The sequence below is a fragment of the Mucilaginibacter gynuensis genome, from assembly GCF_039541195.1.
Classification (GTDB): Bacteria; Bacteroidota; Bacteroidia; order Sphingobacteriales; family Sphingobacteriaceae; genus Mucilaginibacter; species Mucilaginibacter gynuensis.
Genome location: NZ_BAABFT010000004.1, coordinates 39476 through 62993 on the forward strand (window position 1 = coordinate 39476; position 23518 = coordinate 62993).

The following is a 23518-nucleotide window of genomic DNA, read 5'->3' on the forward strand; positions in this document are numbered from 1 at the left end:
TGCCTTTTTAACATATAATTAAGTTATTTTGGCATGTTAGCGCATCCATTAAACCAATAGCCGCATATTTAGTTTAAAAAATTATATAACTTAGTATTATTGTACAATTATAAACTTTTAAATGAAGCCCCAGTTACTTAAAGTTTCCACCAGCATGGTACAATCGTTCGGTGCACGGCGCGATACCGTACCGTATGTGAACAACCGCTGGCACTACCATCCCGAGGTTGAGCTCATCTATTTCAGGGAGGGCGAGGGCACGCAATTCATCGGCGACGATATACGGCATTTCCGCGCGGGCGATGTGGTATTGCTGGGTACTTACCTGCCCCATTACTGGAAATTTGATGAAATGTATTTTGAAGAAAACTCAACCGCCCGTGCCGATGTAAGCGTGGTACATTTTTGCGAAGACTTTTGGGGAAGCCAGTTTTTGCAGCTGCCCGAAAATAAAGTGATACGATCTGTACTGGACAAGGCCAAGCGGGGTATACAAGTAAATGGCGACAGCAGAGAAAAGATAGGCCGCATCATCGAAAATATTCTGGAAGCCGACGGCCCCAAACGCATTATGCTGCTGATGGACGCGCTCAATAATATAGGCAACAGCGATTTCAACTTGTTATCGTCCATTGGTTTCAGGCACGATTTTGAGGAGGCCGAGAATAACCGGATCAATGATATTTACGAGTTCACCCTCAGCAATTTTAAACGCAAAATACAAACCGAAGAGGTAGCCGGTGTGGCCAACATTAGCCCAAATTCTTTTTGCAGGTATTTTAAATCGCGCACACGCAAAACTTATTCGCAGTTTATCAACGAGATCCGCGTGGGGCATGCTTGTAAGTTATTGATCGATAATAACATCAGCATTAAACAGATCTGTTACGAAAGCGGCTTTTACAACTTTGCCAGCTTTCACAAGTATTTTAAGAGTATCACGGGTAAAAGCCCGCTAACTTATCAAAAGGAATTTTTCAGGGGGAATTGATATTTTTGAAGCTCTCTTTTCAACTATACAAATGAAGAAACTGTTACTCATTGTTAACCTTATACTGTTTACCACAAGCTTAAGCTTCGCTCAAAAAACTGATGCACGCGTTAAAACTACCGAACGTTTTATACAGGCTGTTTTTGCTGATAATAAGGATGCTGTTTTTATTACCAACGAGTTGCTATACCATACCCCCAACGATAAAATTTCAACGTACGAGCGCTTTGATATGGTTGATAGCCAGGTGAAGCTTTTTAAAAAGAAGTATGGTAAAGCATTCGCCGGGGCACGCTACTCGGTATCGTCTTACACAGCCTACAAAGGCAAAAAACTAAGCTTTGCCAACCCTAAAGATATATACATAGTGAGCATCAAAAATAAACCCGTTGTGTATCTGCTGTTCCACGAGAACAGGATATTCGGGTTTGATTATGTGGTGAAGGGCAACAAAGGCGATTTTGTAATATTTTAACGCGACACCGCCTTTTTAAGCACTATCGGTTCGTTCAGTATTTCGGTAAGGCTTTTATAAAATTGTTTAAGGCCGCCGTACTCTTCCTTTTTGTAGAAAACTCTGCTGCGGTTTATGGTATAACTCACGTTGATATGATCGTCGGTTTGTTCAATTAGCCGCTTAATACTAATGCTGTGGTCATCCATGCGTATCACTGTATTTTTGGGCAAGGTTTCGGCCTTGTAACCCGGCGGTAGTTTATAATTACCGGTGATGGCATAGTTACTGGCGTACAAAAACTCAATATCCGAATAACGGTTCTCGCTCAAAAAAGGGTTTACCATATAGGCCGAGAATATATTAGGATTTAAATAAAGGTAATCATCGTGCCCGCTGCCTGTCATATCCAGCTCGAAGCCGATATCCTGCCTTAACGGCAACGAGTCGGTTTCTGCATTATCAAACCTTACCGATTCAATTTTGAGGTTATTGTTGCCCTGTTTAAGATATTGCTTATAGCTTTCTTTTTTCAGATCGTCCCTTTTCAATATCAGGCCCCTGCTGTAGCCGTTACTGGCTACATGTGCCGTACCCGTCATTTTACCGTCGGCGCTAATTTCGGCATCAATATAAACCGCATCCTTTGTGGGCGACATGTTACGGATAACAAACAGCGAAGTGCGGCTGGCCTCGGGCTGCACGGCATCCTTAGCGGCAATAACTTCCTCCGATGTTATGATATCCCCCTTGGGGTTAACAGCCATTGCCGTAAGGTTGAGCATGCTGTAAGGCACTTCGTTATACTTATTCCGTTTGTTAGTTGCGTCGAGTATATAATATGACGCGCTATCAACCGGTACATATACAATAGTTTTGTTAAACTGCGCAAGCGAAGGATAATCAACCTCCACTTCGCCGTTATCGGGCGTACTGATAATGGCCGGGTAGCAGGTAACACCCGCATGACGCAATAAATTATACAGTACCAGGTTTATTTCGGTGGCGTTGCCTGTCCTTTTGTTCCAGGCTTCTTTTACGCCAATAGCCGTAAAACAATCATCGCTGCCGTTCCACGTTAGGGTATTCTTTACCGTTTCAAACAGCATTTCTATTTTTTTGGCACGGTTTACCACCTGATCTGCCTTTACAATAATATCTTCCTCGTTTTTAAGGTAGCTATTAAACTGCCCGCCGAATTTGTTAGCGGCCAGCAGCATTTCGCCCAAAACAGGCCAGGTGGTATAGAGATCGTCGAAAAAGCTGATCCTTTGCAGGTTGTTATCGGTGGCGGGCATCAGGGGTTCATCAACCAGTGAGGGCACATTGGCCATAGCCCAGGTGTTGCTTACTTTCACGGGCCAATACTTAGGACCTAACCTTTCGCTGGTGCTTTTGGTAAACTCCTGTATTTTGCGGGTGTACACATCAACCGGCGATTTAAAATTGGTTACCAACTCGCTATATCTCACCGGAATATCTGCCTGAAACTCCCACACCGGATAATGCTCATACGTTGTAGACCATTTGTACCTGAACTCGACAATAGAACCCTGCTTTACCGCCGGAAACGAGAAGGTGATGGTTTTACGGTACTTATCGGCTTTTTGAATGTAGATCTGTTTTTTATCAACCGGGATGTATTGTATAGTATTGCCTGTAAGGTTGATGGTTTGCGCCTCAATGTCCGTTATGTTTTCGAAACCGCTTTTGCTGATATAACTTAGCGTGATGTTAGCTTTATCCTTACCGGCATCGCTGAGTATTTTGATACGCTTATGCCTGATGAGCAGGGTTGATTTGGCGAGGCTGCGCAGGTCGCCGCGATCGAAAAGTACCATTGCCCCGGCACCTTTTTCAAAATCGCATTCCTTAAGTTTAAGGTCGGCCGTATCAACTTTGCCATAGGGTTTTATTTGTGCCGATGCCAGCTGCATGGCCAAAACAAACACCAATAACATGATACAGGCTTTCATCCAATAATTTAAGTTACCCGAAGATAGTGAATTATCGCCGTTGATTTAACAAAAAAAGGCACCTGCATTAAATGCAAGTGCCTTTACAAGTTGTGTATCCTCTTTTACAGCGTAGCCATATCAATTACAAAGCGGTAACGTACATCGCCTTTTTCCATACGATCGTAAGCGGTTTGAATATCCTTAATATCTATCTTCTCGATATCGGATACGATATTGTTCTCGGCGCAAAAATCAAGCATTTCCTGAGTTTCGGCAATGCCCCCGATACCCGAACCTGCAACGCTTTTACGGCCACCTAATAAACTAAAGGCAGCAATTTCGGCAGGTTTTGGTGGTACACCCACGCAAATGTGTACACCGTTGGTTCTTAACAACGACAGGTACATATTAAAATCGTGCTCGGCAGATACGGTATCCAATATAAAATCGAATGTATTTTTAGCCGCGTTTACCTGCGCTTCATCGGTAGTTACCACAAAATGATGCGCACCCAATCTTTTAGCGTCTTCTTCTTTTTTAGAAGATGTACTTAGCACGGTAACATCGGCACCAAAAGCGACACCAAATTTAACAGCCATGTGGCCTAATCCGCCCAAGCCTAATACAGCCAGTTTATGCCCTTTGCCCACCTTCCAGTGGCGTAATGGCGAGTAAGTGGTAATGCCCGCGCAAAGCAGCGGCGCTACAGCGGCAAGGTCTAAATTTTCTTTAATGTGCAGTACAAAATCTTCGTTCACTACAATGGTGTTTGAGTAACCTCCGTAGGTAGGGGTTTTGCCATCCTGCTCGTAACCATTATAGGTTTGAGAGTTACCCTTTAGGCAGTATTGCTCCAGATCCTGCTTGCAGTTTTCGCACTCGCGGCACGAATCAACCAAACAGCCGGTACCGGCCAGGTCGCCAACCTTAAAGTTTTTTACGTGATCGCCAACCTTAATTACACGGCCAACAATTTCGTGACCCGGCACCATAGGGAAAATGCCCGGAAACCAGTCGTTCTTGATCTGGTGCAGATCGGAGTGGCATACGCCGCAAAATAAAATATCAAATTGAACATCATGCGGACCTACATCGCGTCGCTCAAATGTCCATGGGGCCAAAGGCGTCTTTTCGTCCTGGGCCGCGTAAGCTTTTGTTTCAATCATTGGTGGTATGTTTATGTACGTTAAAGGTAAAGCAATTAATAAGTGTTGCCAACTAGGCCGGGCTTAAAAATTTAAACAGGTGTTTAAACAGTTGTTGGTAACAACAGCATGCTTGCCGATAGGTTTTAATGTGCCTTCTTTAATTATAAACAACCCATACTGTATTACTCTTCGGGCCGAAACATGGCTACCATATTTTCAATAGCCTGCGGCGAATGCAGGGATGCTGTTTGTTCGAGCGTGATGGCGCCTATTTCTGATGCACGGGCGCGCATTTGCTCTTCGTAAGCTGCTATTGCCGCGTGGATATTGGTATACTGGTCGCTGAGCAGGCATTCGGCCAGTTCCAGCGCATCAAGCATAGCCATGTTTACGCCTTCGCCGGCGTAAGGCGGCATCAGGTGGGCAGCATCGCCCAGCATGGTGATATTGGGTTGTGCTTCCCAGGTTTGATCTAAAGGCATGCAATATTGCGGCCTTGGAATAAACACCGGGTTGGCGTTTTCAAATAGTTCATCCCATATCGCATCCCAACCGGCAAACTCCTGTTCAAACCAGGCAAATACCTGCGTTTTATCGTTAAAATCGATACCGCTTTCGCGAAACCAAAATTCATCTGTTTTACAGCCGGTATAAAACACCAAACTCCCATCACCTTTTGAACTTACGATGATCGTTTTTTCATCCCCCATGGCAAAAATCTTTCCGCCGTTAAGCAATTGATGAATTCGCGGGCTTGCCGTAGCCGAATGATACACCGCCCCCTCCACTACAGAAATGCCCGCGTAAAATGGTTTTACAGGCGTAATGTATGGCCTTATCTTTGAGTTGGCGCCATCCGCCGCTATTACTACGTCGGCATAGGCTACTGTTCCGTTTTTAAATTCGAGTTTTATCGTTCCGTCCGACTGCTGTTCGAGGGCGACAAACTGGCTATCCCAAACCACGGTATCGGCCTGTAAGGAATTCAGCATAATTTCGCGGAGCGGACCACGATCTATCTCCGGCCTAAAGAAACCGCCTTCGCCGCCGCCCTCATCGGCATAAATAATTTGCGCGCTTTTATCTACAATGCGCATTTTATCGGCACCGGGGCGATAGTTGGCCTCAAACTCATTCATCAATCCCGCAGCACGCAAAGCTTTTAAACCCGATTCGTCGTGCAGATCAAGCGTTGCGCCTTGTACCCTTACTTCGCGGTTGAGGTCGCGCTCGTATACTTTTACGTGGGCGCCGTTCATTTGTAATAATCGTGCAAGTGTAAGTCCACCCGGACCGCCACCTACTATAGCTATGTTTTTGTTTTTAATTGAGTTCATGTTAAATCTGTTTACTTTAAAATCCCTTTAGTAACCGCTTCGCAGCAAGTGGTTATCACCTCATCGGTAATAATTTGCACGGGGCGGTCGGTATGGTCAAAATATTCGTTCACCAAATCAAGCAGCGGCGCGAAAAGCAGGGCACGAAGCACATCAAACGGCAGGTTTTTTATCACCCCAGCTTTAATATTAGCCATAATGAAGCTGTGGATAGGTGCAAAAAACTGCCCCTGCTGTATGTTTTCCTGCTGAAAAGCCTTGTTTAGCAATGGCGATGATTTACCATGCTGAATAAGCGCGAACGATGGCCGGTTATTTTTCAAATACCCGAAGCCGTTAATCCACAGTTTTTCAACGCCTTCGGCAAAAGGCATATCCTCGTTAAAGCCGTTCAATATTGCCTTTTCATAAGCCGCCAAAACATCCTTGATAAATAGTTTGATGAGCAGGTCTTCTTTGTTTTCGTACTTAATATAAATGGTACGCGGCGACACCCCGGCAGCAGCAGCCAGCTTTTGCATAGTCAAATTTTCGAGGCCTTCGTTCGCTATTATATCTAAAGCAATGGTACGTATGGCTTCTTCCTTCTCTAAATTTCGTGGGCGCATGCTATGTTATCTATCTGATTTAAAATATCGATACAATAATAAGTAAATGTTTATTTACTTAAAAATATATTTTGATTATACATTGATTTTAACTGTATTATGACGGAGGTAGAAACTAATAAAAAATTGTCATTGCGAGGCACGAAGCAATCTCTTAGTATTTTGTACTTCTTTTATGTCAGGATAGCGCATGTAATTAAGCCCGATCCTCCCAAAGCCAATTGGCTCCTACTTTTAGTTATTCAGCAATTCACAACATAGAATAGCATCAGAAAATCAATGCCTGTGATCATTGGTCAAAACAGCCCCGTGATCCGCTCATACGCCACAAGGCCTTAACCACAGGCCGGTATCCGCTACTCCCGGGTTTAAGTCGGTTAGGATAGTGCATGTAAGCCGGAGCTGAAAGCTCCGGCTATGTCGTGTCCGAAATACGCTACGTTAAACTCGCGACAGCGGGGAGGGCAACGGGCAAACTTTGACAACTTTTTAAAGTTGTCAAAGCTGAAAAGTTCATGAAGGCAGGTAACGGAGAAGCTCCTACCGTCAGCAAACCAGCTTTGCAGGGTAATGGCCTTGTGCGGCAAAGAAGCCTTTTTGCTGACTTGACTTTTGGTTACTTTGTGGCGAAGACAAAGTAACTGGGGCCCTGCGCCCAAGAGCAGACTGCCGCAAATTAAAGCACAAACAAAATATAGGAGCATCTAACTCCCTCCAAAAAATACATCGCACTGTAAACCCACAAAAAATCCACTCATGTTATTCACCATTAACACGTTATACACCTAAAATGCAATCTTGTGTAATTAATATATTTAAAAGGTTAATTTTTAACCCTTAAATACATGGTAATGATTAATTTTGCCGATTAAAAAATAAGCAGATATGTACAATACCTTACAGCCGGTTTTACAGCAGGAACTAACTGAAATAGAAAACGCCGGGTTATATAAAAGAGAAAGGATCATTACATCGCCACAGGGTGCGGATATTACTGTACAGGGTGGTAAAGAAGTAATTAATTTTTGCGCTAACAACTACCTTGGCCTGTCATCAAACCCTAAAGTAATTGAGGCGGCAAAAGCGGCTATGGATACCCATGGTTACGGCCTTTCATCTGTACGTTTTATTTGCGGTACACAAGATATTCACAAAGAACTTGAACAAAAGATAGCCGAATTTTTAGGCACAGAAGATACCATACTTTACGCCGCGGCATTTGATGCTAACGGTGGTGTGTTCGAGCCATTGTTCAACGCCGAGGATGCCATCATTTCCGATGAGTTGAACCATGCCTCTATTATTGATGGCGTACGTTTGTGTAAAGCACAGCGTTACCGCTATAAACACGATGATATGGCCGACCTGGAAGAGAAACTACAGGCAACACAAAACCTGCGTCACCGTATCATCGTTACCGATGGCGCTTTCAGTATGGATGGTACTATTGCCCAACTGGATAAAGTCTGCGAGCTGGCCGAAAAGTATAATGCCCTGGTAATGATAGACGAGAGCCATTGCTCGGGCTTTATGGGTAAAACCGGGCGTGGTACGCATGAGCACCATAACGTAATGGGTAAAATAGACATCATTACCGGTACCTTGGGTAAGGCATTGGGTGGCGCTTCGGGCGGTTTTACATCGGGCCGTAAAGAGATCATCGATATGCTGCGCCAGCGCTCGCGTCCGTATTTGTTTTCGAACACTTTAGCTCCGGCTATTACCGGCGCTTCAATAGCAGTACTGGATATGCTAAGCGAAACCACCGACCTGCGTGATAAACTGGAAAGCAATACCCAATACTTCCGCGAAAAGATGACCGCTGCCGGTTTTGATATTAAACCGGGTGTGCACCCGATAGTACCCGTTATGCTTTACGAAGCTAAATTGGCCCAGGAGTTTGCCGCGAAAATGCTGGAAGAAGGTATATACGTAATTGGTTTTTATTACCCGGTAGTACCGCAGGGTAAAGCCCGTATCAGGGTACAAATCTCTGCCGCACACGAGGTGGAGCATTTGGACAAATCCATAGCCGCCTTTACCAAAGTAGGTAAGGAACTGGGCGTGATCAAATAATACGTATAGTTTATTTATATTTGTACGTATAAGTTAAATTAAACGGTTATGGCAACTACAAAGCTGACATTAAGCGCTGATAAGGAAACTATCCAGTTGGCAAAGCGAATTGCTTCGGAGAGTAACATCAGTGTGTCTAAACTGTTTAAGAATTTGGTGACGGAGATAGCAAAAAAGAAAAGTAAGAAAGACCCGCTGTTAGAGAAACTGAAAAGCACCGAGATGCCCGATTGGATTCAGCAGTTAACACTTGTTGATAAGCCAACCCCCGATTTTGACCACAAAGCAGAATACGGGAAGCATTTAGAAGAAAAGTATGGTGCATGAAGTCAATATTTATTGATTCGGACATATTGCTTGATGCCTTATTAAAGCGGGAGCCTTTTGATATTTGGGCTAAAGGTGTTTTAATGCTGTTAGATAATGGTGAATATACTGGTTGCACATCAGTACACTCGCTGTTAAATACGCATTATATAGTAAAGAAACACGTAGGTGAAAAAGCCGCGCGTGCATCAATAAAAGTACTGGCCCAAAAGCTAAACATACTTACAGAAGATGCTGCTGTTGTTGATCAGGCTATAGCTTCAGTTTTTTCGGACCTGGAAGATGCCGTACAATACTATACAGCCGTGAACGGCAGGGCCGATGTTATCATCACCAGGAATATAAAAGACTATAAAAATTCTGCTATACCTGTTTTAACGGCCGAGCAGTTTTTAAGAACATTATAACAATGCAAGAAACAATAGATAAATACACCTCTGAAATTAAAGCTTTTACACAGGCTAATGCCGAAAAGCTGGAGGAGTTCCGTATAAAATTTCTGGGTACTAAGGGGATCATTAAAGACCTGTTTGAGCAGTTTAAAACTGTTGGTGCCGAAGAGAAACGTACTTTTGGTAAAGTGCTTAACGAGTTTAAGCAACTGGCCGAGGCGCGCTATAACGAATTGAAAGAAGGCCTGAGCGCACACGATACAACAGGCGATCAGCAGCAGGACCTTACCCTGCCGGGCGAAGGTTTCGCGGTAGGCTCCCGTCACCCGCTGTCATTGGTGCGTAACGAGATCATCGATATTTTTAAACGTTCGGGTTTCGTAGTGGCAGAAGGGCCTGAGATTGAAGACGACTGGCATAACTTCTCGGCACTAAACTTCCCTGAAGAACACCCGGCGAGGGATATGCAGGATACCTTCTTTATAAAAAAGAATAACGGTAAGGATGATATCGCCCTACGTACGCATACCTCATCGGTACAGGTACGTATGATGGAGAATGGTAAACCGCCGTTCCGCGCTATTATGCCAGGTCGTGTTTACCGTAACGAGGCTATATCTGCCCGTGCACATTGTTTCTTTCACCAGGTAGAAGGCTTGTATGTAGATGAGAACGTATCATTTGCCGACCTGAAACAAACGCTTTTCCACTTCGTGCAGGAACTTTACGGCGAAGGTACCAAGCTGCGTTTCCGTCCGTCGTATTTCCCATTCACCGAGCCATCGGCCGAGATGGATATATCATGTACCATCTGTAAAGGCGATGGCTGTAATATGTGCAAATACAGCGGCTGGGTTGAAATTTTAGGTTGCGGTATGGTTGACCCTAACGTGCTCGAAAATTGCGGCATTGATAGTAAGAAATATACCGGCTTTGCCTTTGGTATGGGTATTGAACGTATTACCAACCTGAAATACGTAATTCGCGACCTGCGCCTGTTCTCAGAGAACGATGTTCGTTTCCTGAAACAGTTCCAGACTGATATTATATGAGGAAATTGCTTATATTGGCATTACTGAGCTGTTGTTTTCTGAGTTGCGGAAAGCAAAGCGAAGTAGTGCCGTATGCGCGTGTAGATGTAACGGTACAAATAAACGATCCGCGGTACTCGCTTACAAGGGTAGGAGGGTACGCTTTGGTACAGGGCGGTGTGGCCGGTGTTATTGTTTACCGCCGCTCGCAGGATGCCTTTGTGGCGTACGACCGTTGCAGCAGTTATCAGCCCGAAAATAAATGCGCTGTTAATATTGATGAGGTTGATATACAAGTGGTAGACCCATGCAGCGGATCGAAGTTTTTGCTTTCGGACGGTTCGCCGGTTAAAGCGCCCGCTTCGCGATCGTTACGTGCGTACATAGCGGTTTCAAATGGGTTTGAGATACATGTTACTAATTAATTGAATGGAAGCCGATAAAATTAAAGACAGCATAAAGCGTGCCGCGCAGGACCTGTTCCGCAAGTTCGGTTACCATAAAACAAGTGTTAACGAAATAGCTAAGAAGGCCAAAATTGCAAAGGCCACTATCTATAAATATTTTGACAGCAAGGAAGCCGTATTGCACTCCCTGCTGATGGACTATATACGCGTAAGTGTTGACGAGCTGATACACGTTACCACGCCAGAAATGGACGAGGAAGAGCACCTGCGCAACCTCATCATGAAAACCTGCCGTCTCTCGTACACTGTATGTAATGAGTTTATAGGCTGGGAGTTCATCCGCGAATCGGCCAACTCGCAAGAGTTTTTAAAGAACCTCTCTAACGAGTTGGAAGACCTGCTGGTATTATCATTTACCCAGCTTACCCACATCCGCAAGCACGAAACCTATCAGCAACGCCTGCGCTTTTTAATTAAATGCAGTAAAAGCATCGTGTTCAGCTTCGCGTTTACCTCGGTAAGTGATGCCGACGTACGCAAGAACTTCGTATCCTTTCAAAAAGAAATATTGCCGTATTTGGTAAAGGCGGCTATTACTGTTTAAGGCGCATCTAAAAACATCGTCTCTAAAACCATTGTCATTGCGAGGCACGAAGCAATCTCTACTTAGGTGTTAGCTTGTGGTTTGATCAACATTAGTCTGCTCTTGGGCGCAGGGCCCCATTACTTTTGAAGGCAAAAGTAACAGAACTAAGCGAAGCGATCTCATGAGTACCTAAAAAAACAAACAGCGAATAAACCCTTGTCCAGCAAAAGGCTTCTTGCCGCACGAGGCCATTACCCTGCAAAACTGCCAGAACTTAGAGCTGGAACTTTTGCCCCGAAGCGCCATCCATCCCTACATGCAGCAAGTTCACTATGCCCGCCATTACGCTCATGGCTTTCACAGTTATGCCTGCTTTCGCCCGAAGCTGTTTGCTGACTGGTGAGGCTAAAATTGTTCGATCCATCCAATACATAAATATGAAATAAATTTGCTGATACGGATTATTATCAATTACTTTGAAAATAAAAGTACTTTCAAGTGAAAGAAGATCAATTACAAGACGAGCTTACCTCTATCCGCGCATTGATGGAGCGTTCATCAAAGTTTATTTCGTTAAGCGGCCTTTCGGGCGTGCTGGCGGGTATATATGCTTTGATAGGGGCGGTTATCGCATACAAAATGGTATACACTCATAATGGCTTGTTCTACACGCGCGATTATGTGGTAGCATCAACCGAAAGCGATCCGTCAACACTTTATAACCTTATTATAGTAGCATTATCGGTGCTAATTTTATCAATCGTATCGGGCATTATCTTAACCCGCCGCAAGGCGAAAAAGAACGGGCAGCCGGTATGGGGTAAAACCAGTAAGTCGTTATTGTTTTATATGGCCACGCCTTTGCTAACCGGCGGGGCGCTTATTATCATCTTCATTATTAGGGGGTATTTGGGCATTGTGGCACCTGCTTCATTAATTTTTTATGGGCTTGCACTTATCGGCGCAAGTAATTTTACCTTTGGCGACGTTAAATACCTCGGTATTTTCGAAATTATTTTAGGCCTGATAGCCGCCCTGCTACCCGGCTATGGTTTATTGTTTTGGGCAATAGGTTTTGGTATACTGCATATAATATACGGCAGTATAATGTACTTTAAATATGACCGGTAAAAACCCTTTTGAAAAGCTCGACAAAGCTTTTGAGAACCGCGTAAGACTGCAAATTATGAGCGTTTTAATGGCTAACGACCGTTACGACTTTAACTCGCTTAAAGAATTGCTGAACATTACCGACGGTAACCTGGCATCGCACCTTAAGGCTTTAGAAAAAGACGAATATATTGTGGTGAACAAGAGTTTTTTAGGGCGTAAACCCAACACCAATTATGAAGCATCGGCAAAAGGAAAAACAGCTTTTAAACAACACCTCGACGCTATGGAGCAACTGATAAAATTGCAGAAGAAGCTATAGCTATATTTTTTTGCCTATTAACTTTGAAATGCAAAGTACTTTTAATATATAAAATATAAATAATACGATCATGTTTGAACAACCTCAAAAACCAAAAACAACCGACTGGCTTAAGGAGTCGGTAACATTTAAGCTGATATTTATATGCGTGCTGGCGCTGGTACTGCTTATTCCATCAGTATTTATCCAAAACCTCATCAGCGAACGTGCCGTTCGGCAGGAAGAAGTGATCAGTAAGGTGTCCGATACCTGGTCGGGCAGTCAGCAGGTGAACGGGCCGGTGCTGGTGATTCCCTATAAAAAGAACGAAAACTACATTGATACCTCACGCAGGCAAACTGTACGCCAGGTGATAGATTACCTGTACATACTGCCCGATGGCCTTAATTACAAAGCCAATGTAAAAGGCGAATTGCTGCACAGGGGAATATTTAAGGTAGTAGTATATAATACCGATATTAAGGTATCGGGTAATTTCTCTAAAACGGATATCAGCGCGCTGGGTATTGCCAGCGATCAGCTGATGCTGGATAAAGCCATCATCACTTTCGGCGTATCCGATTTAAAAGGACTAAAAAACAATCCCGTAATAAAGGCTGCCGGGCAGTCGCTCAATTCCGAACCATCATACAGTGATCAATCTGTTTTTGAGAATGGCCTGCAAGCCCGTATTAACCTAACCAACGTGACTGACAATGCCTTTACCTTTAATTACGACCTGCAACTAAAAGGCAGCCAGCAGCTATATTTTTTACACCTGGGTAAGGTAACCGATGTGCAGTCTGCCGGTAACTGGGCCACTCCAAGTTTTGATGGCCGCTACCTGCCCGATGATCGTAAGGTTGATAAAAACGGGTTTAGCGCCAAATGGCGGATGTTGTACTATAACAGGCCGTTCCCGCAACAATGGGTAGGGGATAGTCACCTGCTCGATGATAAGAAAAAGCAAGCTGATGCCACCTTTGGTATAAAGCTGCAATTACCGGTTGATGAATATCAGAAAACCATGCGCACCAGTAAATATTCGCTGCTCATCATTCTGCTTTCTTTTATCTCGTTGTTTTTAACCGAGCTGATAGGCAAGCAAAAGGTACATGCCTTTAACTATATCCTCATCGGCGCAGCCATGGTGATCTATTATACCCTCCTGCTCTCTTTTTCCGAGCAAATTGGCTTTAATTGGGCCTACCTGGTGGCTTCGGGCGCCACTATATGTTTAATAAGCGTGTTTATCGCGTCGTTATTAAAAAACAAAAAAGCGGCGGCATTATTCGCGCTTATCCTGTCGGTATTTTACACGTTCATCTTCGTTATTATTCAACTGGAAGACCTCGCGCTCATGGTAGGCAGTGTAGCCCTGTTCATCATCATCGCCATACTCATGTATGTATCCCGCCGTATCGATTGGGATAAGCAATAAGCATTACACCTAACCTTATCACCCGCACCCGGTGGCCATAAGCGCCGGGTGCTTTTTAAAAACAACAAATTAATATCATAAATCAATGTACGAAGCTTTTAAATATTCTGTAAGGGTGTGGTTAACCGGTGTGCTTTTATCACCGGCCATCATCGCGGTTTTCGGGATAATTCCCCGCAATAATTTTGATAACATCGTATTCATCTTTTTTTTCGGTACCATATTCGGCCTGGTATTATCTATACCAAGCTTCCTGTTATTGCTATCGCTCACAGCCATCATAGTTAAGCGGGATTTTAAACCATGGTATAAAAAAATTATCCTGTCATTTACCGGTATCGCCCTAACACTATTGGCATTTTATCTGTATCAGCAAAACAGAATGCTACATGGCGAAAATCTTCAATTCGCTATTGTGTACGCGTTGGTAATTATAGCCGGAATTTGGTATTACAAATTTCACGGCATTGCTGAGGATCAAATTTCCTGGAATCAGCCTGTATAATTTATATATTATTCCTCTGCTCTCACGAACATAAATCAGCAAGTAGTAAAAACAGCATTTAAATATGCTGCAAGGGTATGGCTTACAGCCGCTTTTGTGTCTCCTTTGCTTATTTCTTTGTATTTATCCATCGAAAACAATAATTCAAACGAGTGGATTTTTTTGCTGGTAGCAGGAACTATTGTAGGCGGGCTTGCCTCTACTCCCAGCTTAATATTATTATGGATAGCAACCACCTTACTCACCGCTCAAAGCTATAGGTGGTATAATAAGATAATTCTCTCTATCATTGGTCTATCATTAACATGGTTTAATTTCTTTCCGTTCTTTTCAGATCTAAAAATGCTTAATTATGATGTATTTATCTTCGTTCCCACTTATGCTGCTGTAATTGTGGGCGGTATTTGGCTTTACAAGTTAAATAATACTGACAATGATGAAAGTGCCACAGAAGCCTTCGATTCCGTATATTCAGAAAATCAAAGCCAGTAGCGTTTGGTTCCCGATAGCCCCGTGATCCGCTCATACTGCACAAGGTCTTAGCCACTTTGGCCGGTATCCGCTACTCCCGGGTTTAGGGTTGCGAGGGTAGTGCCTTTTTCGGTGAGCGAGCTTTGACAAATTTTAAATTTATCAAAGCTTTCAATAGCAGAATGAAGTTGCTGGTAAGCCGTGCGGCGGGACGCCGCGTAATAGTCGTCACTCGGCTGAAGCCGTAGCGACTGTGTGATGTTTAAAACAGTACACAGAAAATCTCTGTGTAACTCCGTGCAAACCTCAGCGCTCTGTAATGAATGCCTTCATCGCAATGCAAAAGCACAAACCATTAATACTCACAAAATGCGGCATCGTAAGGAACGGGTAGCACAAGCCCTGCCTAATCAGAAACTTTGAAAGTTTCTTGCGCAGCCGCGACTTTTTTCTTTGGTGACTTTCTTTTTTGAGAGAAAAAAGAAAGTTACATCCACTAACATACAATAAAGCACTACCATTCCTAACGAAGAACAAAACGACGAAAATGCTTCGTTTCGCTCAGGGTGAGATACTGCGTGATTTATTTGAAAAACAGAAAACTCTCTGTGTAACTCCGTGCAAACCTCAGTGCGCTCTGTGGTAAAAATCTTCGCCATGCAAAAGCACCAAATCCTAATCAATCCCTACACCCTCGAATTTTTAAATAATTGCTTTACCTTTGCAGGCTGATGAGCAGAGGTCCAAAAAAAAGTAAGTTTTTCGAGAACGTAACCATAATTGATATTGCCGAAGAAGGCAAGGGTGTAGGCAAGGCAGACGATTTTGTGCTGTTTGTTGATAAGGCCGTGCCCGGCGATATAGCCGATGTGGAGGTTTTTCGCAGCAAAAAGAATTTCGGCGAGGGCAAAATAACCGCGCTGAAAAAGGAATCGGAACACCGTGTTAAGGCCTTTTGCGAACACTTTGGTACCTGCGGCGGCTGTAAATGGCAGCACATGACGTACAGTGCCCAGCTTACTTTTAAACAAAAGGCCGTGGCCGATGCATTGGGCCGCATGGCTAAGATAGATGTGAGCGGCATGTCGCCCATTGTACCTTCGCCTGCTGATAAATATTACCGTAATAAGCTGGAATTTACCTTTTCAAACAAACGCTGGTTGTACGATGGCGAAAGTCGCGACAACGAGCAGCTGGATATGAATGCGCTTGGCTTCCATATCCCGGGCAGGTTTGATAAGATATTGGAGGTAAACCATTGCTACCTGCAAGCCGAACCTTCAAACTCGTTGCGTAACAGCATTGGCGCGTTTGCCAAAAAGCAGGGCTATAGCTTTTACGATTTAAAGCAGCACACCGGCGCGTTGCGTAACCTCATCATCCGCACCTCGTCGACAGGCGAAGTAATGGTGGTGGTAGTGTTTGCTTACGTAACGCAGGAAGAAGTAGATACGCTGATGGGCTATATTGACGCGGAATTTCCGCAGATCACTTCCCTGCTGTATATCATCAACCAAAAAAAGAACGATACCATTTTCGATCAGGAAGTGATAGCCTGGAAAGGCCCCGAATATATTTACGAAGAAATGCCATCGCCAAATGGCAACATTAAGTTCAGGATAGGGCCAAAGTCGTTTTACCAAACCAACTCGATACAGGCATTAAAGCTATATGAAATAACCCGCGATTTTGCAGGTTTTACCGGTAACGAACTGGTGTATGACCTTTACACAGGTGCCGGCACCATAGCCAATTTTGTGGCGGCGCATGTAAAAGAAGTTGTTGGGGTTGAATACGTTCCCCAGGCTATTGAAGATGCCAAAGTGAACTCGGCCATTAACAATATCACCAACACCAAGTTTTACGCGGGCGACATGAAAGATGTGCTATCGGCCGAGTTTGTTGTAGAACATGGCAAACCCGAGGTGATCATCACCGATCCGCCGCGTGCGGGGATGCATGCCGATGTGGTAGCCAGGTTAATGGAAATTGAAGCGCCCAAAATTGTATACGTGAGCTGCAATGCTGCCACCCAGGCCCGCGACCTGCAAATACTGAAAGAAAAATACGACACTGTGAAGATACAGCCTGTAGATATGTTTCCGCATACACAGCATGTGGAAAACGTGGTATTGCTGGTATTAAGAGAACAACAGCCCGGGGCAGAAGAAGCCGCGGTTTAATAATAAAAGTGTTTAGCGATTGTTAAATAAGAGATGGATCCGGAAGAATTATTAAATGAAGGTGCAGGCGAACAAAAAGAAAGTCCGCTGGTAAGCCTCGAAACAGATCTGAAATTTTTCAGCGAATCAATACGTGAAGTAGCGGTAGAGATAATGGTGGAAGGCCTTTCGGCTTATCCCATATTTGCAGCTCACCAGCACGACCTGAGCCTTGGCGAAGTGATACTGGACAAGAACGAGATCAACTCCGAGTGGACCATCCACGCCTCCACCCTCGAAGAATTTGTAGAGCGTGGTATCATCAAAAAAGAGCTTAAAGAACGCTTTATCGGCAGTTATAAAAGTCCGCACGATTATATGTGCGTATTTGTAATTGTGCCCGAGGGGGCAAATTTTGTTTATTTTCCGTATAGTAAGGAATAGTATAAAAGGTATCTTAGCTCATAAATTATATATCGATATGTCGGGTAAAAAACTACTCATATTAAACAGCCAGCAAATACAGCAAAAGATAGATCGTATTGCCTACCAGATACTGGAAGATAATTTTGAAGAGCAGGAGATAATGATTGCGGGTATTTTGCCGCGCGGTAATACCCTTGCTCAAAGGTTAAAAGATATCCTCGATAATATTGCCCCATTTAAAAGCACGCTCATCACTATCGAGCTTGAAAAACAAAGCAGCACGTTAAAAGCCAACACCAATTTTAACGTAGCCGACTGTACCGATAAGGTAGTAATACTGGTTGACGATGTACTTAACAGCGGCAAAACGCTGGCCTACGGTTTAGGTGTATTTTTAAACGTTCCGCTGAAGAAAGTACGTAGCGTAGTGTTAGTTGACCGCAACCACAAAAGCTTCCCGGTAACTACCGATTATTCGGGGATAGCCCTCTCTACCGTGATAAAAGACCATGTGGATGTTGTTTTAGATAAAACAAACGAAGAGGATGCCGTGTATTTAGTATAAGCTTTTGTTGAGGCCTAAAATCCCGAATTTCCTCAATTGAGAAAATTTAACCTCTCTATTGTGGAATTAATTTCCCGCAATATTTCCACATAGTAGAAAATAGCCTTAATTATAAGTATAAAATTGCTTTTTGTTACTTGGCATTACATTTGAATATGTATTAATACCCTTCTCAAAGGGTTTGTTTTTCATAGGTAGATGTAAGGCCAAGAAACTGCGAGAGTTTTCTGGCCTTTTTTTCTTTGCTTTGGATTACACAGATTTTTAGTGGGGGGCACCGATTTTTAAAAGGTTTATGACCTATTTCTATTTAAAAGGTTGCGATGAGTGTTTTGGAGTATCGGCGTGTATTATTCCGGGCATCGTACGGCATATATAACCTTGCGGAAACATGCTGCTAATAATTATATCGATATATTAGGGCATCAAACTGCACAATGAAACCTAACCTGCTTACGCTATTATTTACATTATTGTTTTTTACCGGTGCATTTGCGCAGGACAGTACTAAAAGTAATAACCCAATTATCTACTATGATGGGCAAATAGGGTACGCAATATCTAAATACAGCGGTTAGCGTTAAGTAGCGGCATTAATTATCAATTTAAAAACAACCTGCTTACCTTGCGTGGTACATTAACTACAGATCGTTTTGGAGAATCTATCGGTGTGCCGCTTAAATCAAAAAATATACTTGCAGAAATAGGGCTTTTATATGGTAAGCGATTAATTAAGGATGGGCATGCCATAAGCTTTTCGGCAGGTGTTTCCTATAATCATGCCCAACTTGGCAGTTTGCAAGCCGATGACCTGTACAATACCCAATATAGTAATTACCCGGGCCTGCCCTTTGAGTTTAATATCTCATGGTTTAAAAGCCATAAAAAGAAATACAAAATATACTGGCTAATCCCGGTTGGCAGGCCCACCGGGTTTGGCGGTAGCTTGGGCTTCAAACTAAGTGGCAACGTTTCTAAATATAGTTACGTAGCTTTAGGCATGGTGATTGGTATGGGCTATCATAAACACTACTAATATGCCTCTGTAATTTTATCCTGATAAAGTAACTTATACCATTATCAGATAAACCTTCCAAGTTAATACCCGTCACCCAAACGGGAGTTAAAAGATTATTCTGTAAAATTAACCTGCTCTCCCTGTATCTCCATTATTTTTTGTTGATCTCAACGTAAAACTTTTTGGTAAAGTATTGCTCTTCCTTACTAAACTCCGACAATATTCATTCCCCGAACTTACATTATGGTTTCTCCACCAATAATGTGACATTATTTAACAACTCCACATCTCAAATAAGGCATAATTCACAATTCGTTAATTTATCTAACCCCTTATCTTAATAAACAATGTTTAGTATTGCTTAACATTTAGCGAAGGGATTAAGCTGCTCCTTTAGCCTGATGGAAAATTAAAAGCTGTACAAATTCATGTTCATGAAAAACAGGTCTGGTTGTAAAATCTTGAAACGATAATTATGAAGTTATTGCCAAAATGCATTTGGAAAACTATGTTTCTTTTTCTCGCGTCTGCAGGGGCAGCGATGAATGCACATGCCCAGGATACACTGGTGGTTGACAGTGTTATCTCATCAAACCGAAGCGGAATTGAGAATACCCTGCTGGGCAACATTGCCGGCCTTAGGGTTAAAAGCTGGACTGGTACACCCGGTGTACAATCCACTATAAACCTTCGCGGTTTAAATATTGATCCTACCGACAAATCAACCATGCCGCTTATCCTTATCGACGGTATCCCGATGATCGGCAGTCCGTCGGATGTAACAGGCATTAACCCGCTCAGTTATTTTTCGGCAGATCAGGTAGAGCGGATAGAAGTGATAAAAAACATTGATCTGCTGGCGGCTTATGGTGTTCAGGCTCCTAACGGGGCCATTAACATTGTTATGAAAGAGGGTAAATCAGGCGCTATCCATGTAAGGGCTAACGCGTTTGCAGGTGCCAACTTTGTGCCCAATAATGATTATAAGAAGGATGCCTTTTACAATTTTAATAACATGGCCCGCAGAGATGTATATGGCAACGGCGGCATTGTTAACGAACAAAATGTAATGGTAGATGGTGGCGGCGATTTCGGTTCGTACCTTTTTGGTTTATCAAATTACCAGGATAAAGGCTACATCAAAGATTCAGGTTTTGGCCGCCAGTCGTTGTTTCTTAATGCTAAGTATAATATTTCTCCGAAGTTTTCGGCACACTTTTACAATAACCTGGCGCTTACCAGCAGGAACGGGCGTTACGCGGGCGAGTTCAATCGCGAGCTGCCGCTGCCGGTTATAAACGACGAAGGTTTTGTAATGGATAAGAAAAGGAATGTTGGTTTGGTTTCCTTCGTGGGGCTTAACTATCAGTTCAACCCTGCATTTAAAGCCAGTACGGTTGCCTCATTATCATATGAAGCAGCAAGCAGGGATGTGTTTGTGCCATCTACCGTGTTAAACGGAAATGTGTATGCCGCAAGCGTTACCAGCAAAAGGCAACTCATCACTATTAATACCTCTGTAAACTACCTGCACCAATTTACCGACTGGTTGAAATTGGATATGACCCTCGGCAATGAGCTCAGAACCAACGACGACAGGCTGACCTCGGTTGACGGGCAACGCAGTTTAGAAAGCGGGGGCTCAAACTTTGTAAAAGTAGTAACAGGTTATAACGCCAACCAGGTGAATGCTTTATCAGATCATGAGATGGAGAAGATCTTTTCTTTCTATGGTAAATGGAATTGGAACTATAAGGAAGATCTGGATATTAACATGGTGTTGCGTACCGATGGTAGCTCATTCTACAAAAACAAATGGGCGCTTTACCCGGCATTGGGTGTGCATTACAACCTCAAAAACACCCTGAATATACCGGTAAAAGCTAATGTAGCTTACGGTAAAACAGGCATATTAAGCCGTCCCGAAACTTACCGTGGGCAATTAAGCGGGTATGGCGATTATTACGGTGGTAACGAGTTGGGTGTAGGCCTGCTTTATCCTGCCTTTGCCGATGCCAAAAGCATAGGTGTTTACCAGCTTGATGCAGGTTTATCTTTCGATATCAATTCTTCAATAAATTTTTCAGTTAACTATTTCAATAAAATATACAAAGACTTTACTTATCAAAGATACCTGCCCAACATTAGCGGTATCGATTACGAATACGAAACAGGTGGCTCAATCGGTCTTTCGGGATTTGAGTTTAACCTTGATGGCAAATGGATCCACACCCGCGATTTTAGCTGGACAACCAACCTGAACGTAGCGGCATATAAAAATAAGGTAAGATCGTTACCTGCCGATATTCAAAACACCAGCCTTGCTTACCTGGGCGCGCTTTCAAAAGGCGACGCGGTTACCTCGCTCATAGCCTACGAAGGCAACCAGCAGAAAGTGATCGGTAACAGCGAGGCAAAAGGCTTCGGTGGTATCAGCAATACTTGGCGATATAAAAATATTTCGGCCGATGTAATGATTAGCTATGCCTGGGGAGCTGATGTAGCAGCACAATCTTTCACCAGTACTTATTTTGCCGATCAGGTTAGCAATAACTTCCCGCTAAAAAGCGCCGAAACACCTTACTATACTACCAGTACTGATGCTACGGGCCGCACTATTTACCAGGGGATAAGCAATATCGAAAATGCAAGTTTTGTACGCTTAAACAAAGCTGCCCTAACTTACCATTTCGGCTCATCGCTTAACCGCCTGTTATCTATCAGTGATATGCAAGTATTTGTTCGTGGTGATAATTTGATCACCCTTTCAAAATACAGCGGGCTTAATCCCGAGGAGAACATAACAGGTATCCGCAAGCGCGACCTAAGTTATACAGGAACCCCACTACCCGCATCTCTTGTATTGGGCTTAAAACTGGTATTATAAAACTACGACATTAAAAATGAACGATATGAAATTTTGGAAGCTCATCCCGGTTGTGCTGTTGTGTGTCCTTACTTCGTGCAAGGATTCGCTCACTACCGATTTGGATAACAGAACAGTTGCCGAAGGATATTATGATTCGGCGCAGAAGATAGAGCAGGCTGTTGTTGGAGGCTATGTTGACCTTCGGAGGGCGCTACTGGCCAATTACGCATGGTTAATGTATGGCGAAGCCAGAACCGGCGATCTTACGGTAACCGTTAACTATCAGCAGGCAGTAGCAACACAAAAGCTAACCTCAGATGATCGTTACGTAAAACAACTTACCGACTGGGGCTACTTTTACGATGTAATAAAAGATGCTAACGATTTGCTTAATATTATTAATAAGGCAGATGCAAGCATACTAAATAACAACCAGCGTAATTTATTTAAAGGTGAAGCACTGGCGCTTAAATCGTCGGCATATTTTTACCTGGCCCGTATATGGGGCGATATCCCATCTGCCGAAAAAAGCAACTTCGGTGTACGCCTGAGCAATCAGGACGCTGTTAAGATGGCCGCAGCCTGGGCATTGGAAGCCAAAGGCCTTTTACCATGGATGCTGATCAACGATGACGGTATAGAAAGCGTTTCCTTAACCAATATCAGGTTTAATAAAACAGCAGCTACTTCATTGCTGGCACAAGAACAGCTATGGCTGGGTAACGGCCAAAATGCTTATGATGTACTTAATAATACTTTTACCGCTGCCACTGCCGATAGCTTATCTGCTTTCGGTTTATCGGTAGGGGCTGACAGGCGGACCGAGATTCCTCAAAATCCGCTGGATGAGAAAGTAGTGCGCATGCCGCTTGAGAGGTTCAACACCATTTATCCAACCGGAGATACCAGGCGTAATATGTTCAACATTTCAACCGCCGACAATACCGCAACGCTGATAATTAGCAACAAAGATATGCTGGAGCTTTTACCGCTGCGCGAAATCAACCTGCTTTTCGCGGAAGCGGCCTGGCGGGGCGGGCACTTGAGCGAGGCTAAAACCTACCTGATAAAAGCAGCAGCCGGCGCAAAAGAAGATTACAGCACATTAAGCGAAACAACCTTTGCCGATGCCCTGCTAACCGAACGCAGGCGTATGCTGCCGGGCACCGGTCAGCGCGTGTTCGACCTCATCAGGTTTGGTAAAGTGAGCACATTCATCCCGGTATTTACCGAAGCCGATGTGCAAAACGGGGCAGCTTACTGGCCATTATCGGCAAATAGCTTGAAGGGTAATTCATTAAGTCAAAACAGTTATTGGTTATCGAAAAATTAAAT

General features: G+C 43.6%; 25 protein-coding genes. 20 read left to right on the forward strand and 5 right to left on the reverse strand.

Features of this window, described 5'->3' with window-relative positions; translation table 11 throughout:
- Nucleotides 1-121: 121 nt before the first annotated feature.
- Together ABD894_RS09315 and ABD894_RS09320 are read left to right on the forward strand one after the other, a co-directional pair.
- The gene (locus ABD894_RS09315; protein WP_345210743.1) at nucleotides 122-991 is read left to right on the forward strand and encodes an AraC family transcriptional regulator; all 870 of its coding nucleotides are present in this window, start codon (nucleotides 122-124) and stop codon (nucleotides 989-991) included.
- A gap of 31 nt (nucleotides 992-1022) precedes the next feature.
- Entirely contained in the window at nucleotides 1023-1466 is a 444-nt protein-coding gene (locus ABD894_RS09320; protein ID WP_345210744.1) for a hypothetical protein, read from the forward strand.
- Here ABD894_RS09320 and ABD894_RS09325 read toward each other — a convergent pair.
- From ABD894_RS09325 to ABD894_RS09340, 4 genes are all read right to left on the reverse strand, one after another.
- On the reverse strand, nucleotides 1463-3421 hold the full coding sequence (locus ABD894_RS09325) for a DUF3857 domain-containing protein (protein ID WP_345210745.1): 1959 nt from the start codon (nucleotides 3419-3421) through the stop codon (nucleotides 1463-1465). The two genes, ABD894_RS09320 and ABD894_RS09325, sit on opposite strands and share 4 nt — an antisense overlap.
- 104 nt (nucleotides 3422-3525) lie before the next feature.
- Nucleotides 3526-4569: an NAD(P)-dependent alcohol dehydrogenase gene (locus ABD894_RS09330; RefSeq protein WP_345210746.1), complete on the reverse strand. Its 1044-nt coding sequence runs from the start codon at nucleotides 4567-4569 to the stop codon at nucleotides 3526-3528.
- 164 nt (nucleotides 4570-4733) lie between these two features.
- The gene (locus ABD894_RS09335; RefSeq protein WP_345210747.1) at nucleotides 4734-5888 is read right to left on the reverse strand and encodes an FAD-dependent oxidoreductase; all 1155 of its coding nucleotides are present in this window, start codon (nucleotides 5886-5888) and stop codon (nucleotides 4734-4736) included.
- Between the two features lie 11 nt (nucleotides 5889-5899).
- On the reverse strand, nucleotides 5900-6496 hold the full coding sequence (locus ABD894_RS09340; protein ID WP_345210748.1) for a TetR/AcrR family transcriptional regulator: 597 nt from the start codon (nucleotides 6494-6496) through the stop codon (nucleotides 5900-5902).
- An 885-nt stretch (nucleotides 6497-7381) separates the two neighbouring features.
- Here ABD894_RS09340 and kbl point away from each other — a divergent pair.
- From kbl to ABD894_RS09370, 6 genes are read left to right on the forward strand one after another with little or no spacing between them, the layout of a single operon-like run.
- Entirely contained in the window at nucleotides 7382-8572 is a 1191-nt protein-coding gene (kbl, locus tag ABD894_RS09345; RefSeq protein ID WP_345210749.1) for a glycine C-acetyltransferase, read from the forward strand.
- Nucleotides 8573-8620: 48 nt separating this feature from the next.
- A complete protein-coding gene (locus ABD894_RS09350) occupies nucleotides 8621-8899 on the forward strand; it encodes a DUF6364 family protein (RefSeq protein WP_345210750.1) in 279 nt (92 codons plus the stop codon).
- Nucleotides 8896-9306 carry a PIN domain-containing protein gene (locus ABD894_RS09355; RefSeq protein ID WP_345210751.1) on the forward strand — a complete coding sequence of 137 codons (411 nt, stop codon included), beginning with the start codon at nucleotides 8896-8898 and terminating at the stop codon, nucleotides 9304-9306. Before ABD894_RS09350 ends, ABD894_RS09355 begins: the two co-directional genes overlap by 4 nt.
- 2 nt (nucleotides 9307-9308) lie before the next feature.
- Nucleotides 9309-10343, forward strand: coding sequence for a phenylalanine--tRNA ligase subunit alpha (gene pheS / locus ABD894_RS09360; protein WP_345210752.1), 1035 nt, complete (start codon nucleotides 9309-9311; stop codon nucleotides 10341-10343).
- A complete protein-coding gene (locus ABD894_RS09365; RefSeq protein ID WP_345210753.1) occupies nucleotides 10340-10747 on the forward strand; it encodes a Rieske (2Fe-2S) protein in 408 nt (135 codons plus the stop codon). The genes pheS and ABD894_RS09365 overlap by 4 nt, the downstream gene beginning before the upstream one ends.
- A gap of 4 nt (nucleotides 10748-10751) precedes the next feature.
- The gene (locus ABD894_RS09370; protein ID WP_345210754.1) at nucleotides 10752-11333 is read left to right on the forward strand and encodes a TetR/AcrR family transcriptional regulator; all 582 of its coding nucleotides are present in this window, start codon (nucleotides 10752-10754) and stop codon (nucleotides 11331-11333) included.
- Between the two features lie 256 nt (nucleotides 11334-11589).
- On the opposite strand, the gene ABD894_RS09375 is transcribed toward ABD894_RS09370, so the two are convergent.
- Nucleotides 11590-11739 (reverse strand): hypothetical protein, encoded by a 150-nt coding sequence (locus ABD894_RS09375; RefSeq protein ID WP_345210755.1) that lies wholly within the window; start codon nucleotides 11737-11739, stop codon nucleotides 11590-11592.
- Nucleotides 11740-11813: 74 nt separating this feature from the next.
- Here ABD894_RS09375 and ABD894_RS09380 point away from each other — a divergent pair, with 74 nt between their 5' ends.
- The 12 genes from ABD894_RS09380 (at nucleotide 11814) to ABD894_RS09435 (ending at nucleotide 23516) form a co-directional block, all read left to right on the forward strand.
- A complete protein-coding gene (locus ABD894_RS09380; RefSeq protein WP_345210756.1) occupies nucleotides 11814-12446 on the forward strand; it encodes a hypothetical protein in 633 nt (210 codons plus the stop codon).
- Complete coding sequence (locus ABD894_RS09385; protein WP_345210757.1) at nucleotides 12436-12747, forward strand: winged helix-turn-helix domain-containing protein; 312 nt, start codon at nucleotides 12436-12438, stop codon at nucleotides 12745-12747. The genes ABD894_RS09380 and ABD894_RS09385 overlap by 11 nt, the downstream gene beginning before the upstream one ends.
- 70 nt (nucleotides 12748-12817) lie before the next feature.
- Nucleotides 12818-14167, forward strand: coding sequence for a cell envelope integrity protein CreD (gene creD / locus ABD894_RS09390; protein ID WP_345210758.1), 1350 nt, complete (start codon nucleotides 12818-12820; stop codon nucleotides 14165-14167).
- Between the two features lie 85 nt (nucleotides 14168-14252).
- Complete coding sequence (locus ABD894_RS09395; RefSeq protein WP_345210759.1) at nucleotides 14253-14672, forward strand: hypothetical protein; 420 nt, start codon at nucleotides 14253-14255, stop codon at nucleotides 14670-14672.
- Between the two features lie 117 nt (nucleotides 14673-14789).
- Nucleotides 14790-15164, forward strand: a complete 375-nt coding sequence (locus tag ABD894_RS09400; RefSeq protein WP_345210760.1) for a hypothetical protein — start codon at nucleotides 14790-14792, stop codon at nucleotides 15162-15164.
- Between the two features lie 710 nt (nucleotides 15165-15874).
- Complete coding sequence (gene rlmD / locus ABD894_RS09405; protein WP_345210761.1) at nucleotides 15875-17326, forward strand: 23S rRNA (uracil(1939)-C(5))-methyltransferase RlmD; 1452 nt, start codon at nucleotides 15875-15877, stop codon at nucleotides 17324-17326.
- Nucleotides 17327-17359: 33 nt separating this feature from the next.
- The gene (locus tag ABD894_RS09410) at nucleotides 17360-17749 is read left to right on the forward strand and encodes a hypothetical protein (RefSeq protein ID WP_345210762.1); all 390 of its coding nucleotides are present in this window, start codon (nucleotides 17360-17362) and stop codon (nucleotides 17747-17749) included.
- Between the two features lie 37 nt (nucleotides 17750-17786).
- On the forward strand, nucleotides 17787-18296 hold the full coding sequence (locus ABD894_RS09415; protein WP_345210763.1) for a phosphoribosyltransferase family protein: 510 nt from the start codon (nucleotides 17787-17789) through the stop codon (nucleotides 18294-18296).
- A 437-nt stretch (nucleotides 18297-18733) separates the two neighbouring features.
- On the forward strand, nucleotides 18734-18874 hold the full coding sequence (locus ABD894_RS09420) for a hypothetical protein (protein ID WP_345210764.1): 141 nt from the start codon (nucleotides 18734-18736) through the stop codon (nucleotides 18872-18874).
- Between the two features lie 47 nt (nucleotides 18875-18921).
- Complete coding sequence (locus ABD894_RS09425; RefSeq protein WP_345210765.1) at nucleotides 18922-19332, forward strand: hypothetical protein; 411 nt, start codon at nucleotides 18922-18924, stop codon at nucleotides 19330-19332.
- A 490-nt stretch (nucleotides 19333-19822) separates the two neighbouring features.
- Nucleotides 19823-22201, forward strand: a complete 2379-nt coding sequence (locus tag ABD894_RS09430; RefSeq protein WP_345210766.1) for a TonB-dependent receptor plug domain-containing protein — start codon at nucleotides 19823-19825, stop codon at nucleotides 22199-22201.
- Nucleotides 22202-22226: 25 nt separating this feature from the next.
- Complete coding sequence (locus tag ABD894_RS09435) at nucleotides 22227-23516, forward strand: RagB/SusD family nutrient uptake outer membrane protein (protein ID WP_345210767.1); 1290 nt, start codon at nucleotides 22227-22229, stop codon at nucleotides 23514-23516.
- The last annotated feature ends 2 nt before the right edge of the window (nucleotides 23517-23518 follow it).